This is a genomic window from Synechococcus sp. MIT S9508, from assembly GCF_047303045.1.
In the GTDB taxonomy this organism is placed as follows: Bacteria; Cyanobacteriota; Cyanobacteriia; order PCC-6307; family Cyanobiaceae; genus Synechococcus_C.
In genome coordinates this window covers 1,371,983-1,386,326 of sequence record NZ_CP138941.1, presented here as the reverse complement: position 1 = coordinate 1,386,326, position 14,344 = coordinate 1,371,983, and the positions used below count along the sequence as shown (strand labels likewise).

Genomic DNA, 14,344 nt, shown 5'->3' with positions numbered 1-14,344 from the left:
GTGAGGTCCCCATCAGTGGTGACCAAGGGAGGAAGCGTCACGATCGTCGTTCAGGCAGGAATGATTTCAGCCGATGCGATCGACATGTTCTCGCATGCAGCCGTTCCCTCAAGCCACAGTTAGCGCTTGCGGCGTGAATCGATCTGAAGCAGATCACGCACCCTCTGCACCTGACTAGCCAGCTGTGGATCATTGCCGAGCTTTTTTTCCACCTGCTCAATGGCGTACATCACCGTGGTGTGATCCTTTCCGCCGAAGGTTTCACCGATGCGCGGCAGGCTGAGGCCGGTGCCCTGACGCATCAGGAACATGCCCACCTGCCGGGCCTGACTGACGGCCCGGCGACGACTGCTGCTGCGCATGTCATCCGCAGTCACCCCGAAGACCTCTGACACCTTGTCGATCACCTGCTGTGGTGTGACGTCAACACCCTGACCGCTGGGATTCAGCATGGGAGCGACCGATTCAACAGTCATCGGCATCCCGGTGATCGAGGAAAAGGCGACCGCCCTGGTGAGCGCTCCCTCCAGCTCACGGATGTTGGAGGTGAAACGACCAGAGATGTACTGAATCAGATCTCTTGGCAAGGCAACACGTTCCTGTTCGGCCTTTTTCTGAAGAATCGCCATACGCGTCTCTAGGTCCGGAGCCTGAATATCAGCGATCAAACCCATGGAGAAACGAGAGATCAGACGTTCCTGCAGTCGGGGGATCTGGCTAGGGGGACGATCGCTCGCGATCACAATCTGTCGACCTGCCTCATGCAGCGCGTTGAAGGTATGGAAGAACTCTTCCTGCGTGTATTCCTTTCCCTCGATGAACTGAATGTCATCAACAAGGATGAGGTCAGCGGCCCGGTAACGATCGCGAAAGGCCTGCATGCCGTCTTTGCGGATCGCCACGATCAGGTCGTTGGTGAAGGTCTCAGTGGAGACATAGAACACCTTCGCCTCAGGATCGATCTCGAGGCGGTAATGGCCGATGGCCTGCATGAGGTGGGTCTTACCGAGGCCGACCCCTCCACAGATGAACAGCGGATTGAATTCGCGACCCGGGGCCTCAGCGACAGCGAGGGCAGCGGCATGGGCCATGCGGCTGTTAGGCCCCACGACAAATCGGTTGAACACGTACCGCATGTTCAGCCCCGGCAGACGTCGGGGCGCCTTCTTCGCTGGGGTTGGCGGCGCTAGAGGAGCCGGCACAGCTGCTGCGGAAGCTGCCGCAGTGACAGCTGCAGGTGCCGAACCTGCCTGGAGGTCCTCGGCATCACGCGCCAGAACCGACACCGTCACAGGCTGACCAATGATTTCACCAGCCACGTCCGCGATGGCGCTCGCGTAGTTCTTGCGCAACCAGTTTCTGGCAAAGCTGTTAGGCGCCAGCAATGTCAGAGTCCCCTCCCTGAATCCACCGCACTGAGCAGGGCGGATCCAGGTCTCGAAGGTCGGCTTGCTGAGGTTGCTCTGAAGGGCCTGCTGAACCTTGCTCCAAAGCTCACTGCCCGTCAGCACTACACCCTCCGAATCACGGTGGCTGAATCTACGCACTCCAGGCCGATCGGTCCGTCTTTAATGAGGTGCTGACGACATCACAGATCTTCATGGCCTCCGCCATCCAGCGTCCACTGCAGCGCGCACTCACGCTCATCGGCGTCGGCCTCATCGGCTCCAGTCTCAGCGGCTGCGGAACCGCCTGGAAGCAACGCATCGGACTGGATCAGGCCCCTGCCAGCGACCCCTTACCTGAGGTCAGCGATGGCCCCCGCTCAGCCCCCCTTCAACCGGGAAAAAACATCATTGTTGAAGCGGTGGATCGGGTCGGTCCCTCAGTGGTGCGGATCGATACGGTGAAACGTGTCGTGAACCCGCTTGGCAACCTCTTCGGCGGCAGAGCACCGATCCAGCAACAGGCGGGCCAGGGATCCGGATTCATCACGCGTTCCGATGGCCTGATCTTCACGAACGCACACGTTGTGGAGGGCGCGGACCAGGTCTCGGTGACACTGCCCGACGGTCGAAGCTTCAGCGGTCGCGTTCTTGGCAGTGACCCACTCACGGACATCGCTGTGGTGCGCGTGGTTGCCGACAAACTGCCGGTCGCTCCCCTCGGCAATTCCAACAATCTCAAGCCCGGGGAATGGGCCATCGCCATCGGCAATCCCCTTGGCCTCAACAACACGGTGACGGCTGGGATCATCAGCGCCGTGGATCGCACCAATGCCATTGGAGAGGGGCAAAGAGTGCCCTATATCCAGACCGATGCTGCCGTTAATCCAGGCAACAGCGGCGGGCCGCTGATCAACGCCGCTGGTCAGGTGATCGGCATCAACACCGCCATCAAAAAGGCCCCCGGAGCCGGCTTGAGTTTTGCCATCCCGATCAATCTGGCCAAGCGAATCGCGCAGCAGATCATCAGTACCGGCCAGGCGTCTCACCCCTTCATTGGCGTCCGTCTCCAGAGCCTCACGCCCCAGCTCGCCAAGGAGATCAATGCCGCGGCCAACAGCAATCTGTGCACGGTGCCTGAATTGAACGGCGTGGTGGTGATCGAAGTGGTGGAGAACAGCCCTGCTGCAGAGGGCGGAATCCGCCCCTGCGACCTGATCCGTGAAGTGAACGGCACCAAAGTGCAGGATCCTTCTCAGGTGCAGCTGGCAGTCGACCGGGGCCGTGTCGGCCAGGCCATGCCCATCATTGTTGAGCGCGACGGCGAAAGCCTCGAGCTGATGGTGAAACCTGAGGAACTCCCGCGGCAGCAGTAATTCTTGGCGGGCTAATTCGATGACCGAGCCCATCCTGGTGGTGATGACTCGCTGGCCCGCCAGCGGGCGCTGCAAACGTCGCCTTGCAAGCACGCTGGGGGCTTCGCAGGCTGCAGGGATCCAGGCGCGGCTGATCGCTCACACCCTGGCTGTGGCCCAAGGTCTCGCCAGAGATGGAACGCTGAGATTGCACATCGCCATCAGCGGTGCCGGCTCAAGAGCCTGCCGTCGCTGGCTCGCCTCGATTCCTGAGGCCAGCATCAGCGCACAGGGAAGAGGAGATCTTGGCAATCGCATGCGCAGGGAGGTTCTGCAGGCACGTTCCACTGACCCTGCTGCTCCGGTGATTCTGATCGGCACGGATCTTCCCGACCTGGCTGCAAAAGATCTGATCAAGGCTATCGAGCTTCTTCGCCAGTCACCACTGGTGATCGGACCATCACGGGATGGTGGCTACTGGCTGTTCGGTCTGTCGGCAACGACACCAGGAGCACCCCGCTGGCCCTTTCATTCGATCCCTTGGGGTAGCGACCAGGTCTTTGGCCTCACTTGGCAGCGAGCCTGCCAGCGCGGTCTGAAACCGGCACAGCTCGACACACGCAATGACATCGACCAGCTCGAGGATCTTGAGGGATGGCTGGCATGACCAGGCAAGCAGCTCTGAGCGTGGTCATCCCCTGCCTCAATGAGGCAGAACGGCTGCCGTTGCTGCTGGCGGACTTGCAGTGCGTTGGGAGCGGTCTGGAGATTCTGCTAGCGGATGGGGGGAGCAGCGATGCCACACCGGAGATCGCAGGCTTGGCAGGTGCTCATCTGATCAAAATTCATCCCGCTGGCCGTGGCCGTCAACTGCGCGCCGCAGCGGCTCAGGCTCATGGCGACTGGTTGCTGTTCTTGCATGCAGATAGTCGTCTTCCCCTTCAATGGTTCAGGGGGGTCAGCCCGCTACTGCAAACCTCTGCCGCAGCAGCTAACGCCTGGTATTTCGATTTTCGAATTGCTCCCTCCACAGCGTCGCGACGTCTGCTGGAGCAGGCTGTGGCCCTGCGCAGTCGCTGGCTACAGCGTCCCTACGGTGATCAAGGGCTGCTGCTGCATCGCGAGCTTTATCACCGTTGCGGCGGCTTTGCCGAGCTGCCGCTGATGGAGGATCTGGATCTGATGGAGCGCCTGAGCCGCATCGCTGATCTCAAGCGGATAGGCCTCCCACTGACCACCGATGGCCGACGTTGGCAAGACGACGGAGTCCTACGGCGCAGCTGGCGTAATGCACGGCTGCGTCGGCGCTGGAAGCAGGGCGAGTCTGCGGAGCGGCTAGCCGAGGATTACTACGGCACTCAGTTCGCATACCAGAAACCGCAGCGATGACCATTGGGCTCAAGGTCCCAGCCCAGACGTTTATAGAAAGGCAGGACCCCTGGATCGGCGAACAAGGTGGCGCGTTCAGTCCCAAGAGCGCGCAGAGCATCGAGGATGTAATCCATCAGCTGACTGCCGAGACCGGAGCCCTGGTACAGGGGGTGAACAGCAACATCCCAGATAGTCGCTTCGAGCACCCCATCGCCTGTGCAGCGCGCAAAACCCACTAAACGTGGGATCCGGGCATCGTGGCGCCAGAGACCAACCCGGATCAGGCTGTTGTCGAGAGCCTTGCGAACCCGTCGGACAGGTCGCCGGCTCCAGCCCACCGCTTCCAGAAGCTGCTCCAACTCCACCAAATCAAAGGGTCGGTGCTGGCTGAACACCAGAGTGAGCTGGCTGGCAGGGGTCGCACACAGCTTCGCCTGATCGCCATACATCACTTGCAGTGTCTCTGGCGTAAGGGAAGAGTCGTCGATCACTGACGATGCTGCATTGTCACGATCTTGGCGCACGGAAGGTGCGGAAGGCGGCAAGGTGGATGGGCAAGTTCTGCACAGATGCCTGCAAGTCAACTGCTGATAGCTGTTCATGGCTGGCTTTTGAGCAAGCAGGTCTGGTCGCCACTTGCCGCATGCTGGAAAGAACGCCATCCAGAGATTGAGCTCTGGTGCCCTGATCTGCCTGGCTTCGGGGATGCGGAGCGCCCCTCAGGACTGCTTCCCAACCTGTCGGCCTACGGCCGCTGGCTGGCAGACGACGCCATTCATAGAGCGAAGGGACGACCATTCGTGCTGTTGGGCCACTCACTCGGCGGCAGCGTGGTGCTGCATGCCGAAGCACATCTGCGACGACAGAAACAGACCGGTTTATTGGGCGTTGTTCTGCTGGCAGCAGGGGGAGGGATCTATCAGCCACGGCCCTTTCGTCGACTGCGCGGCTTCGGGAAATTGATTCTGGAGCTGCGTCCCGATGGCCTGGCTCAGCTACCAGCCCCCCTTGGAACCCTTGGACCGTTCAAGGCCGAGCGGCGGGCTGCCCGCGGACTGCTGGTGAACAGCACCAGCCGGGGCGCTGTTCGAGAACTGCCAGGATTGGTGTCTGACCTAGCCGTCGACAGCCTCTGGATCAGTGGCGACAACGATCAGGTGATGGAACCTGGCTATGTGCGCCATCTGGCGGCTTACAGCCCTGGGCATGACTATCACCAGATCGCTGGCTGTGGCCATCTGCCGATGCAAGAGAAGCCGGAGATTCTGAGCGACATCCTGTCCAGCTGGATTGAGTCTCAGAGCCTGGCAAGACCCCGTTCCTGAAGCTCGGCGAGTTCAGCATAGAGACCGCCCTGAGCGCGCAACTGCAGATGGGTTCCCTGCTCGATCAAACGGCCACGACGCAGAACGAGGATCCGATCGGCGGCCTCAACGGTGGCCAGACGGTGAGCAATCACAACGGCGGTTCGGCGCTCCAGCAAGCGGTCGAGATCTCTTTGCAGGGTGGCTTCCGTGGAAGGATCCATGAAGGCGGTGGCCTCATCCATCACAAGCACATTGGGATTGCGAATCGCTACCCGAGCCACAGCAAGCAGTTGACGTTCTCCAGAGCTGAGGTTGCCCCCGCGCTCGCGCAGCTCCGTGTCCAGCCCTTGAGGAAGCCGGGCCAGCAGTGAGCTGAGGCCGAGATCTCTGCAAACATCCTTGAGCTGCTTGTCATCGATCTCCCGGTCGAGTCGGAGGTTGTCACCGACGCTGCCACTGAACAGAAAGGTGTCCTGGAGAACCACCCCCAGCTGACGACGGAGATCCGCCAGAGAAAGGTTGCGGATGTCGCGTCCATCGAGAAGGATGCGGCCCTTCTGGGGCTCATAAAGCCTGCAGAGCAAGCGGATCACCGTGGTCTTTCCAGAGCCGGTGGGGCCCACCAATGCCACATGCTCACCGGGCGCAAGCCTGAAGCTCAGATCCTGAAGAATCGGCTCATCAGGTCGATAGGCGAAATGAACACCTTCAAACACCACTTCGCCGCGGGCCGAAGGCTTCACCTGCAGCGGAGCAGTCAAGGTTTCAACAGGCGATTCCTTGGTGTTGCCAGGGCCCGCAAGGGTGTGATCTCGAATTTCCAGTGGCTCCTCGAGCAGTTCTCCGATTCGCTCAACCGCGGTCAAGCCACCCTGAATCTGGGTAAAGCGCTCGGCCATCTGCCGCAGTGGATCAAACAGCCGCTGTGAATAGAGGATGAACGTTGTCAGGATCCCCAGCCCCATAGCCCCGGAGGTGACCATCCAGCCCCCCAGAGCCAGCACAATCGCCACCGCTCCGAGGGAAACCCACTCCAAGAATGCGGAGATGCTGCTGTCAAACAAAATCGTTCCATTCACCGCCTCGCGATAGGCCAGGCCGGTGCGTTGGAAACGGTCACCGTTGAAGGCTTCACGGCGAAACATCTGAACCACGTCCAGACCCTGCAGATTTTCCTGAAAATCTGCATTCAGCTGCGACAGCTCCTCACGCACCCGATAGTTGGCTTTGCGGTAGCGCCCCTGCAACCAGAGCACAACCAGGGTCACCGGAACCTGAGACACGAGCAAGAGCAACCCGAGTCGCCATTCGATCAACAACATGGTCACCGCAATCACGGTGAGCGTGACCAGATCGCCAAGAACGCCAACAGCCCCGCTGCCAAACACCTCAGCCAGTGCATCAACATCACTAGTGAGGCGCGTGAGCAACTTGCCCACTGGCATGCGGTCATGGAACCGCAGGGAAAGATCCATCGCATGGGCGAACAGATCACGGCGAATTCTGGCTGTGAGTCGCTGCCCTACGGATTGGATGTTGTAGCTCTGCACCCCCTGTAGAGCCAGACGCACCAGCACAGAAATCAGCAGAGCACCAATGATCAGCCGCAGGGCCAGGGTGCTATCGAGGGGCTGCAGGATCGGAGCGACCGACTCGTTGGTGGCACCGGAGACGGTTCGCAGAATCGAGATGGCCTGACCGACAAGCAGCGGCTGAATCGCGCCGGCGAGCGCCACCGGAATCAGCAGAATCAGGGTGAGCAGCAGACGACGACGGTCGCGTCCGAGGTAGCGCCCCAGCCGACTGATGCGCTGAAGATCGGAACCGGCCATCAGGTCGTGCTCACCATCTCCCTCTTGGGAGCATCCATCGCCTCGATCACCTGTTGCAGCTCTCCCTGATCCAAGCGCAGCGACAGCGGATGGCCAACGAGTCGGGCCGTGGTGTGGAAGAGGTCTTCAATCGCCACCAAACCGTTATCCCTGAGGGTTCGGCCTGTGGCGACCAGGTCGACAATTGCTTCGGCGATTCCTGTGATTGGACCAAGCTCCACGGATCCTGTGAGGTGCACCAGCTCAACCGGGAGATCGATGGAATCGAAATACTGCCTGGCACAACGGGTGAATTTGCTGGCAACACGGCAATGCGGCGGCAGGTCGGTGGGCCTCTGGTAACCACTGCTCGACTTGACAGCAACGGACATGCGACAGCCGCCGAAACCGAGGTCGACCAGATGCGCCACAGGCATCTGGTGCTCGCGCAGCACGTCGTAACCGACCACACCAAGCTGGGCTTGGCCGTAAGCCACATAAACCGGCACATCACCGTTGCGGACCAGCAGAGCTCGGGCCCGGCCACAGACCGAAGGCACCATCAGCTGGCGGTTGTCGGGATCCAACACTGCCGAAAAATCAAGACCGGCAAGCTGGAAACGTTCCACGGACTCCCGCAGCAGCGCGCCCTTGGCCAGTGCAACGGTGATCATGGAAGCTTGCATCGCCCAAAACTTTAACGATGGGCCACCCCTGTCAGAGCGACGGAATCAAGCCGCTGCCGGTCCTGCAGGACAACGTCGTCTGGATCTGGACAAGGGGACGCGAGGCGGTAGTCGTCGATCCCGCCGTTGCCGAACCCGTGAGGCAATGGCTGGTGGATCGCACGCTGGAGCTCACCGCCGTCCTTCAGACCCATCACCACGCCGACCACATCGGCGGTACACCCGATCTGTTGCGGCAATGGCCTTCCGCTGCGGTGATCGCAGCAGCTGCCGATCAGGAGCGGATTCCTTTCCAGACGGTGTCGGTCGAGCCCGGCACACAGCTCGAGCTGCTGGGACAGCCCGTCTCGGTGATCGATGTGCGAGCCCATACCCGGGCGCATCTGGCTTATGTCCTGCCCGAGGGGTGCTCCCCGGAGCTTCCGACGCCAGTGCTGTTCTGTGGCGACACCCTGTTCGGGGCAGGCTGCGGTCGTCTGTTCGAAGGATCCGCCGAAGACATGCACCTGGCCCTCAAACGCCTGCAGGATCTTCCGGACGACACCATCGTGCATTGCGCTCACGAGTACACCGAAGGCAACCTTCGCTGGGCCCACGCCCTAAGACCTGATGATCAGGCCATCGCCGCACGCCTAAGCACGGTCCAAGACCTGCGCAGCCGTGGAAGTTTATCCCTGCCCAGCACCATGGGTGAGGAGCGGCGCACCAACCTGTTTCTGCGAGCGTGTTCAGTGCAAGAACTGCGTGAACTCAGGCTGCACAAGGACAGCTGGAGCGGCTGAGAAAGGCTCAGCAGGCTCGAGTCACCAGGGCGCGTCGCTCAGGATGCAGCAAGACCGATGAACCGGGCTGAAGACGCAGACGACAGCTCTGGCCGCGTTGATAGTCCTCGGAAAGCGGTCTCAGCAGCCGCAGCTGCCGGTCACCGCTCTTCACCCTGTACATCCAGCTGTGGCCAAGGAACTCGCGCCCCACCACCTGATCCTCACCATTGGCATCCTCCAGCAGCGCGATAGCTTCGGGAGCAACCAGAACCGTTGCCTCCTCCGGCAGGGCATCGGCCTGAAGATCACCAGGTCTCTCCAGGTCACCCAGAGGGCAGCGCAGACAACCGCCGGCGGCATCGTTCCAAACCGGCAGAACATCGCGCTGAAGCACAAAGCTGCCCACGAAGGGAGTTGCCGGTGACTCCACTAGCTGCTTCGGGCTGGCGCACTGATGCAGAAGTCCGTCGCGCAGCACAGCCACCCGACTGCAAATTGCCAGGGCCTCCTCCGGGTCATGGGTGACCAACACGCCGCTGGCGTTGCAGGCACTGAGAACGGATGGCAGTTCACTGCGCAGGCGCAGCCGAACCTCCACGTCCAGGTTGGAGAAGGGTTCATCGAGCAGCACCACCGATGGCGCTGGTGCCAGAGCTCTAGCTAAAGCCAGACGTTGACGCTGACCGCCGGAAAGCTCATGGGGATAACGCTCTTTCAACCGTTCCAGACCCAGCAGCTCCAGAAGCCAGGACGCCCGACCTGTGTCCTGCCCGCGGCGAAGACCGAAACAGGTGTTGGCCCAGGCATTCAGGTGAGGGAACAGGGCATAGTCCTGAAAAACCATGCCCACTCCACGGCGTTCGGCGGCCAGCGAGCGCTGAGGGCTGGCCACCTCGCGGCCATGAAGGCGAATACTGCCGCGGATTGGTCTTTCAAAACCGGCGATCAATCTCAGAAGGGTGGTCTTGCCGCAGCCGGAGGGGCCCAACAACCCCACAAGTTCACCGCCCTGCAGGCTGAGATTGATGTCCTGAAGAGTCCACTCCGCTCCGGAAGCGTCATAGCTGTGCCAGAGACCATCGATCTCGACCGGAAGGGACTCCATCGACACGAAGCGCGAAAATGCAGTCCCATTGTGATCCCTCTTGATGTCAACCACCACCCATCAAGCTGTCACCACACCTGACGCGCCGGCTCCGGTAGGGCCATACAACCAGGCCGTGCAGGCTGGCGGATGGCTCTATTGCTCGGGCCAGATCCCTCTAGACCCAGCAACCGGAGAGATGGTGGGCGGCGGCGATGTGGAAGTGGAGACAAGGCAAGTGCTGCGCAATCTGAAGGCCGTTTTGAGCGCTGCGGGAACTGAGGCCGCCAAGGTCGTGCGCACAACTGTGTACCTGGTCGATCTCGCCGATTTTCAGGCGGTCAATGCGATCTATGCCGAACTGTTCGGAAGCGGTGTCAGCCCTGCCAGGGCATGCGTTCAGGTCGCAGCACTGCCCAAGGGATCAAAGGTGGAGATCGACTGCATCGCCTGGCTTGGATAAAGCGATCCGGCGGTTTCATAAGTTAAGAGAAGAACCGAGCGACCTTCATGGCCCAGGCCAAGCTGACCATCGGCGAACTGGAAGCGGGCTATCCCTTGTACTGCAAGGCGTTACGACGGCTGCTCAAGGAAGGTCGAGAAGTCAAGGACATCGAAAAAACCGTGTGCTGGGGCCATCTGGAAACACTCAACCGCTGCCTGCCAGGGCGTTACAAGGCCCCCTCCTACCTGATGGCACTGATCAAGAGAGATCTAGAGCAGCCCACCCCGAGGTGAGGGAAGCTCATTCGGCTCCATTGGTCAGTGGCTGGGAAGGATCGGCTCCCTCCACTTCCCCCTGAAACACACGACTGGCAAACACATCCGCTGCTTCGATCGTGATCAAGGCTTCACGACTGAGAGGTTGGCCGCGGTGCGAGAACAAGCGGTTGGCATGCCGCAGTCGCAGACGATCGAGGGCATTACGGATTGAACGTGCATTGGCGAAGAACGGCAATTGACGCCGCCGGCTGATGTAGCTCTCAAAAGCTTCAACCGCTGCGTCGCTGAATTGATACTGCTGTTGTTCCAGCAACAGTTGAGCAATCGCCATCAATTCACTCTGGCTGTAATCAGGGAAGTCGATGTGGTGAGCAACCCTTGAAGAAAGTCCTGGATTGGATTGATAAAACGCTGTCATCCGGTCTTTGTAACCGGCAAAGATCACCACAAGATCATTGCGCTGGCTCTCCATCTCCTGCAAGAGGATCTCAATCGCTTCAGCTCCATAATCCCGCTCATTTCCTGGTTTGTAGAGGTAATAAGCCTCGTCAATGAACAGAACGCCTCCCTGGGCGCGTTTGATCATTTCTTTGGTTTTCGGGGCCGTATGCCCCACATATTGACCAACAAGGTCATCCCTGGTGACGGTGATCACATGGCCTTTGCGCAAGTAACCCAGGCGATGAAGAATCTGCGACATCTTCTGCGCAACAGTTGTTTTTCCGGTTCCTGGTTGACCGGTGAACGACATGTGCAGGCTGGGAGCTTTGCTGAGCAGATCCAGGGACTGGCGAGCCTGATCGACCAACAGCAAAGCGGCGATCTCACGGATTCTGGTTTTGACTGGCCACAGACCGATCAGCTCGGTGTCTAAGTGTTCGAGAACCTCTCCGACTCCCGACGCAATAAAGCTGGCCTCAAGATCAATCGATGAGTCCATCAATCGCCGCGGCGAAGGCGTGATCTGAATCGGTGAGGGTCGCATCCTCCGCATCCTCATCGGGGCGCAAAGTGATGTTCACATAGGTTTTCCCAAAGCTGATATCGGGATAGCGCTTGCTCACTTCACTGAACTCACCGAGCCGATCAAGAAAATCACGGGTGGAGCTGTAGCTACCGAACTCGAATCGCTTCTCCAGACAGACCGGTCGCTTGCGTTCATTCCAAGCTTCCATCGACAACCTCGAGGCCTCTCCGAAACTTAAAGGAGAGCGCCCCTCTGGCAGCCCATCAGGCGTTCTGACCAAGCAGACGCGTAGGCATGATTGGCCGCCTGCTGCTCGGGGTCCTGGGTATCGAGAGGATTAGGCATCGTCCCGGCGATCGCTGCGTTAGTGACACAGAACATCGACTTCTGGAAGCTGATGCAGATCTGAACATGGGCATCCGCCTGGGCACGGCCGTGATGGTCGTACCAGCGGCTGAGCTCCTCGGGAAGGTTCCGGTACATGTCCGACATGCACAGGCTGGGAGGAATTCCAGCTCCCATACTCGGCAAAGGATCGGCGTACAGAGCTCCGTATTTGAACAGGCTCTGGTCGGCCGCGATCTGACGGGCCTGGGCGTTATAGGACACAGTTCCCAGAAATGGCATCCCTCGAAAGAACACCGCCTCCACATAAGGGACGGCGACATCCACAAGGAAGGTGAGACCTGCTTCCGGGGGGAGAACCCAGACGGACTCTCCACCCACCATGACCTCGTAGGTGATGGGATTACCTGCGGCCGTAACCAGACCATCGCGGATGTGGTGAACCACATCCAGCACACAGGCCACTTCACCTATGCGATAGCGGCGTGCCAGATCGATGAAGATGTCACTCATCACCCGCCAGAACAGGCCGAGCGCATAGATCGTCGTCATCGACCGGATCGCCTCCGGTGCAAATCCCGGATAAAGAGTGTTCACCAAACGCAGAAGCGGATCCCGCTTGGAGCGCAAGGCAATCACGCGGCGGCATACATCCTGAAACGGCTCTGAATCGAAATAGGCATCCATCCCACCGGTGCCATGCCAGAACATCGCCTTTTGGCAATACTCGGCATATTCGAAATTGATGCGGTCACCCATCAGGTGCTCCCAGAGGCGTTTGGCAGTCAACCCTTCGTGAAAGAAGCGGAACACCGGAAACGGGTTGAGAAGCTGAGTCTTCCCCTGATGAACAAGATTGCAGCTGTAGGCGTCTAGGACGAGGCCATAGCTCTCCAGCACGTTGACGACCTGCAGCAGATGATCAGGGGTGTCAGCAAGCAGCGGTGTATCCGAGAGCAAGCGCCTGATCAGTTCCTCCTGATCGGGGAGCGTGGGTTCGGTGGCTTGAGGTCGGGCAGTGGTGGTCATGAAAGCCCTCCAGGCTTGACCAGTGTGGCGAGTTCACTGAGCTGGGCGGTGGCTGGCTGGCTCAGGCCCACGAGCAGATTGGGAACAACACCAAGCAGAAGGATCAGCAAAGACATCGAAAGAGCAGGGATCTGCTGAGCGAAGGGAACCTGATTGAGAATTTTCGGATTCTGATTGGCGCCGGGAGCCACGGCAAGACGACCGAAGAAAGCTCGATTGACTAGCAGCAGGAAATAAACGGCCGTCAGACCTGAACCCACCATCGACAAAAGGGTGGCCACAGGGAACATCTCGAAACTGCCCTTGAACACCAGGAACTCGGAAATGAAGCCGGCCATGCCGGGGATGCCTGCACTGGCCATGACACCGATGATCATCAGAGTGCCGGTGAGTGGCAGACCACGCTGAGGATTCAGAAGCCCCCTCAGCACATTCAGATCACGGGTGCCGGTGCGCTCATAGACGACACCCACCGCAAGGAAGAGAACCGCGGAGATCAGACCGTGACTGACCATCTGAAACAGAGCACCAATCAGCGCGAGGGGGGTGGCCGCAGCGGCGGCGAGCAACACATAGCCCATATGGCCCACGGAGCTGTAGGCCACCATCCGCTTCATATCGGTCTGGGCGATGGCTGCCAGCGATCCATACAGCACTGAAACTGCAGCCCAGCCAGCCAGCCATGGAGCGGCCACGGACCAGGCCTCCGGGAAAAGGCCGAGGCAGAAACGAAGAAGGCCATAGGTGCCCAGCTTGAGCAAGACCCCGGCCAGCAGCACTGAAACTGGAGTGGACGCCTCGGTGTGCGCATCTGGAAGCCATGTGTGGAAAGGGAAAAGAGGAATCTTGATCCCGAAGCCGATCAGCAGACAGGTCATCAGGACCAGCTGGCTGGTCAATCCCATCTGAGTCGTGAGGATCGGCCGAATTCCGAAATCAACGCTCCCCGTTACTAAGGCGATCCCCAGGAAGGCCGCCAGAATCAACACGCCGGACACGGCGGTGACGATCAAGAACTTGGTGGAGGCATAGGCCCTGTTGGCGCCACCCCAGATGGCGATGAGCAGCCAGAGAGGAATCAGTTCCAGTTCATAGAACAGGAAGAAGAGAAGAAGGTTCTGAGCAAGAAAGGCTCCATTCACAGCTCCACTGATCACCAGCAGAAGGGCGAAATACACGCGGGGACGATTCTCAACTGAGCGCGAGGCAGCTGCTGCCACGAGGCAGAGAACCCCATTCATCAGCACAAGCGGGAGCGACAAACCATCAACTCCGAGGCTGAATTCAAGGCCCATCTGCGGAAGCCAGGGAAGAATCTCCACCAGCTGCTGGCCGGGCTCGACAGCCGAAAAGGGGATCAGCAGACCAAAACTGAGCAGGCACTGGACCGCGAGGGTGACCAGGGTGAAGGTCCGACTGCGACCGACACTCTCAGTGTCGGAACTGTCTGCATCCGGCAGAACACAGATCAACAATGCGCCCAGGAAGGGGATCAGAAGAAGAATCGTCAGCATGAT

Annotated in this window: 16 protein-coding genes; 7 read left to right on the top strand and 9 right to left on the bottom strand. The window is 59.8% G+C overall.

What is annotated here, in order from left to right:
• Positions 1-119 precede the first annotated feature (119 nt).
• On the bottom strand, positions 120-1,547 hold the full coding sequence (gene dnaA, locus SIB42_RS07280; protein WP_231856302.1) for a chromosomal replication initiator protein DnaA: 1,428 nt from the start codon (positions 1,545-1,547) through the stop codon (positions 120-122).
• A 53-nt stretch (positions 1,548-1,600) separates the two neighbouring features.
• Between dnaA and SIB42_RS07275 the strand changes: the two genes are divergently transcribed.
• From SIB42_RS07275 to SIB42_RS07265, 3 genes are read left to right on the top strand one after another with little or no spacing between them, the layout of a single operon-like run.
• Positions 1,601-2,761 carry a trypsin-like peptidase domain-containing protein gene (locus SIB42_RS07275; RefSeq protein ID WP_067093148.1) on the top strand — a complete coding sequence of 387 codons (1,161 nt, stop codon included), beginning with the start codon at positions 1,601-1,603 and terminating at the stop codon, positions 2,759-2,761.
• A gap of 19 nt (positions 2,762-2,780) precedes the next feature.
• Entirely contained in the window at positions 2,781-3,407 is a 627-nt protein-coding gene (locus SIB42_RS07270) for a TIGR04282 family arsenosugar biosynthesis glycosyltransferase (RefSeq protein WP_067092949.1), read from the top strand.
• Entirely contained in the window at positions 3,404-4,129 is a 726-nt protein-coding gene (locus SIB42_RS07265; RefSeq protein ID WP_413327714.1) for a TIGR04283 family arsenosugar biosynthesis glycosyltransferase, read from the top strand. The genes SIB42_RS07270 and SIB42_RS07265 overlap by 4 nt, the downstream gene beginning before the upstream one ends.
• On the opposite strand, the gene SIB42_RS07260 is transcribed toward SIB42_RS07265, so the two are convergent.
• A complete protein-coding gene (locus SIB42_RS07260; protein WP_074159282.1) occupies positions 4,099-4,560 on the bottom strand; it encodes a GNAT family N-acetyltransferase in 462 nt (153 codons plus the stop codon). The two genes, SIB42_RS07265 and SIB42_RS07260, sit on opposite strands and share 31 nt — an antisense overlap.
• A 120-nt stretch (positions 4,561-4,680) precedes the next feature.
• Here SIB42_RS07260 and SIB42_RS07255 point away from each other — a divergent pair, with 120 nt between their 5' ends.
• Complete coding sequence (locus SIB42_RS07255; protein ID WP_067092947.1) at positions 4,681-5,436, top strand: alpha/beta fold hydrolase; 756 nt, start codon at positions 4,681-4,683, stop codon at positions 5,434-5,436.
• Here SIB42_RS07255 and SIB42_RS07250 read toward each other — a convergent pair.
• Positions 5,409-7,250 carry an ABC transporter ATP-binding protein gene (locus SIB42_RS07250; RefSeq protein WP_067092946.1) on the bottom strand — a complete coding sequence of 614 codons (1,842 nt, stop codon included), beginning with the start codon at positions 7,248-7,250 and terminating at the stop codon, positions 5,409-5,411. The two genes, SIB42_RS07255 and SIB42_RS07250, sit on opposite strands and share 28 nt — an antisense overlap.
• Positions 7,250-7,903, bottom strand: a complete 654-nt coding sequence (gene hisG, locus SIB42_RS07245) for an ATP phosphoribosyltransferase (RefSeq protein ID WP_067093146.1) — start codon at positions 7,901-7,903, stop codon at positions 7,250-7,252. The genes SIB42_RS07250 and hisG overlap by 1 nt, the downstream gene beginning before the upstream one ends.
• 29 nt (positions 7,904-7,932) lie before the next feature.
• Between hisG and gloB the strand changes: the two genes are divergently transcribed.
• Positions 7,933-8,697 carry a hydroxyacylglutathione hydrolase gene (gloB, locus tag SIB42_RS07240; protein WP_067092945.1) on the top strand — a complete coding sequence of 255 codons (765 nt, stop codon included), beginning with the start codon at positions 7,933-7,935 and terminating at the stop codon, positions 8,695-8,697.
• A 7-nt stretch (positions 8,698-8,704) separates the two neighbouring features.
• Here the strand turns inward: gloB and SIB42_RS07235 are convergent, their stop codons facing one another.
• Positions 8,705-9,784 carry an ABC transporter ATP-binding protein gene (locus SIB42_RS07235; protein ID WP_067093145.1) on the bottom strand — a complete coding sequence of 360 codons (1,080 nt, stop codon included), beginning with the start codon at positions 9,782-9,784 and terminating at the stop codon, positions 8,705-8,707.
• A 43-nt stretch (positions 9,785-9,827) separates the two neighbouring features.
• Here SIB42_RS07235 and SIB42_RS07230 point away from each other — a divergent pair, with 43 nt between their 5' ends.
• Both SIB42_RS07230 and SIB42_RS07225 read left to right on the top strand, forming a co-directional pair.
• Positions 9,828-10,226 (top strand): RidA family protein, encoded by a 399-nt coding sequence (locus SIB42_RS07230; protein ID WP_067092944.1) that lies wholly within the window; start codon positions 9,828-9,830, stop codon positions 10,224-10,226.
• 47 nt (positions 10,227-10,273) lie between these two features.
• The gene (locus SIB42_RS07225) at positions 10,274-10,501 is read left to right on the top strand and encodes a DUF3136 domain-containing protein (RefSeq protein ID WP_067092943.1); all 228 of its coding nucleotides are present in this window, start codon (positions 10,274-10,276) and stop codon (positions 10,499-10,501) included.
• A 7-nt stretch (positions 10,502-10,508) separates the two neighbouring features.
• Here the strand turns inward: SIB42_RS07225 and cbbX are convergent, their stop codons facing one another.
• The 4 genes from cbbX to SIB42_RS07205 are packed head-to-tail and all read right to left on the bottom strand — an operon-like array spanning position 10,509 to position 14,344.
• Positions 10,509-11,426, bottom strand: a complete 918-nt coding sequence (cbbX, locus tag SIB42_RS07220; protein WP_067092942.1) for a CbbX protein — start codon at positions 11,424-11,426, stop codon at positions 10,509-10,511.
• Positions 11,410-11,661: a 4a-hydroxytetrahydrobiopterin dehydratase gene (locus SIB42_RS07215; RefSeq protein WP_067092941.1), complete on the bottom strand. Its 252-nt coding sequence runs from the start codon at positions 11,659-11,661 to the stop codon at positions 11,410-11,412. The genes cbbX and SIB42_RS07215 overlap by 17 nt, the downstream gene beginning before the upstream one ends.
• Positions 11,662-11,687: 26 nt before the next feature.
• A complete protein-coding gene (locus SIB42_RS07210; RefSeq protein ID WP_067092940.1) occupies positions 11,688-12,827 on the bottom strand; it encodes a CO2 hydration protein in 1,140 nt (379 codons plus the stop codon).
• Positions 12,824-14,344 carry an NADH-quinone oxidoreductase subunit M gene (locus tag SIB42_RS07205; protein WP_067092939.1) on the bottom strand — a complete coding sequence of 507 codons (1,521 nt, stop codon included), beginning with the start codon at positions 14,342-14,344 and terminating at the stop codon, positions 12,824-12,826. The genes SIB42_RS07210 and SIB42_RS07205 overlap by 4 nt, the downstream gene beginning before the upstream one ends.

Coding starts and splice junctions, on each gene's coding strand:
- SIB42_RS07265 (WP_413327714.1), top strand. CDS start 3,404: ATGACCAGGCAAGCAGCTCTGAGCGTGGTCATCCCCTGCCTCAATGAG.
- cbbX (WP_067092942.1), bottom strand. CDS start 11,426: ATGGACTCATCGATTGATCTTGAGGCCAGCTTTATTGCGTCGGGAGTC.
- SIB42_RS07210 (WP_067092940.1), bottom strand. CDS start 12,827: ATGACCACCACTGCCCGACCTCAAGCCACCGAACCCACGCTCCCCGAT.
- hisG (WP_067093146.1), bottom strand. CDS start 7,903: ATGATCACCGTTGCACTGGCCAAGGGCGCGCTGCTGCGGGAGTCCGTG.
- gloB (WP_067092945.1), top strand. CDS start 7,933: ATGGGCCACCCCTGTCAGAGCGACGGAATCAAGCCGCTGCCGGTCCTG.
- SIB42_RS07235 (WP_067093145.1), bottom strand. CDS start 9,784: ATGGAGTCCCTTCCGGTCGAGATCGATGGTCTCTGGCACAGCTATGAC.
- SIB42_RS07250 (WP_067092946.1), bottom strand. CDS start 7,250: ATGGCCGGTTCCGATCTTCAGCGCATCAGTCGGCTGGGGCGCTACCTC.
- SIB42_RS07260 (WP_074159282.1), bottom strand. CDS start 4,560: ATGTATGGCGATCAGGCGAAGCTGTGTGCGACCCCTGCCAGCCAGCTC.
- SIB42_RS07275 (WP_067093148.1), top strand. CDS start 1,601: ATGGCCTCCGCCATCCAGCGTCCACTGCAGCGCGCACTCACGCTCATC.
- SIB42_RS07230 (WP_067092944.1), top strand. CDS start 9,828: ATGTCAACCACCACCCATCAAGCTGTCACCACACCTGACGCGCCGGCT.
- SIB42_RS07225 (WP_067092943.1), top strand. CDS start 10,274: ATGGCCCAGGCCAAGCTGACCATCGGCGAACTGGAAGCGGGCTATCCC.
- SIB42_RS07270 (WP_067092949.1), top strand. CDS start 2,781: ATGACCGAGCCCATCCTGGTGGTGATGACTCGCTGGCCCGCCAGCGGG.
- SIB42_RS07255 (WP_067092947.1), top strand. CDS start 4,681: ATGCCTGCAAGTCAACTGCTGATAGCTGTTCATGGCTGGCTTTTGAGC.
- SIB42_RS07215 (WP_067092941.1), bottom strand. CDS start 11,661: ATGGAAGCTTGGAATGAACGCAAGCGACCGGTCTGTCTGGAGAAGCGA.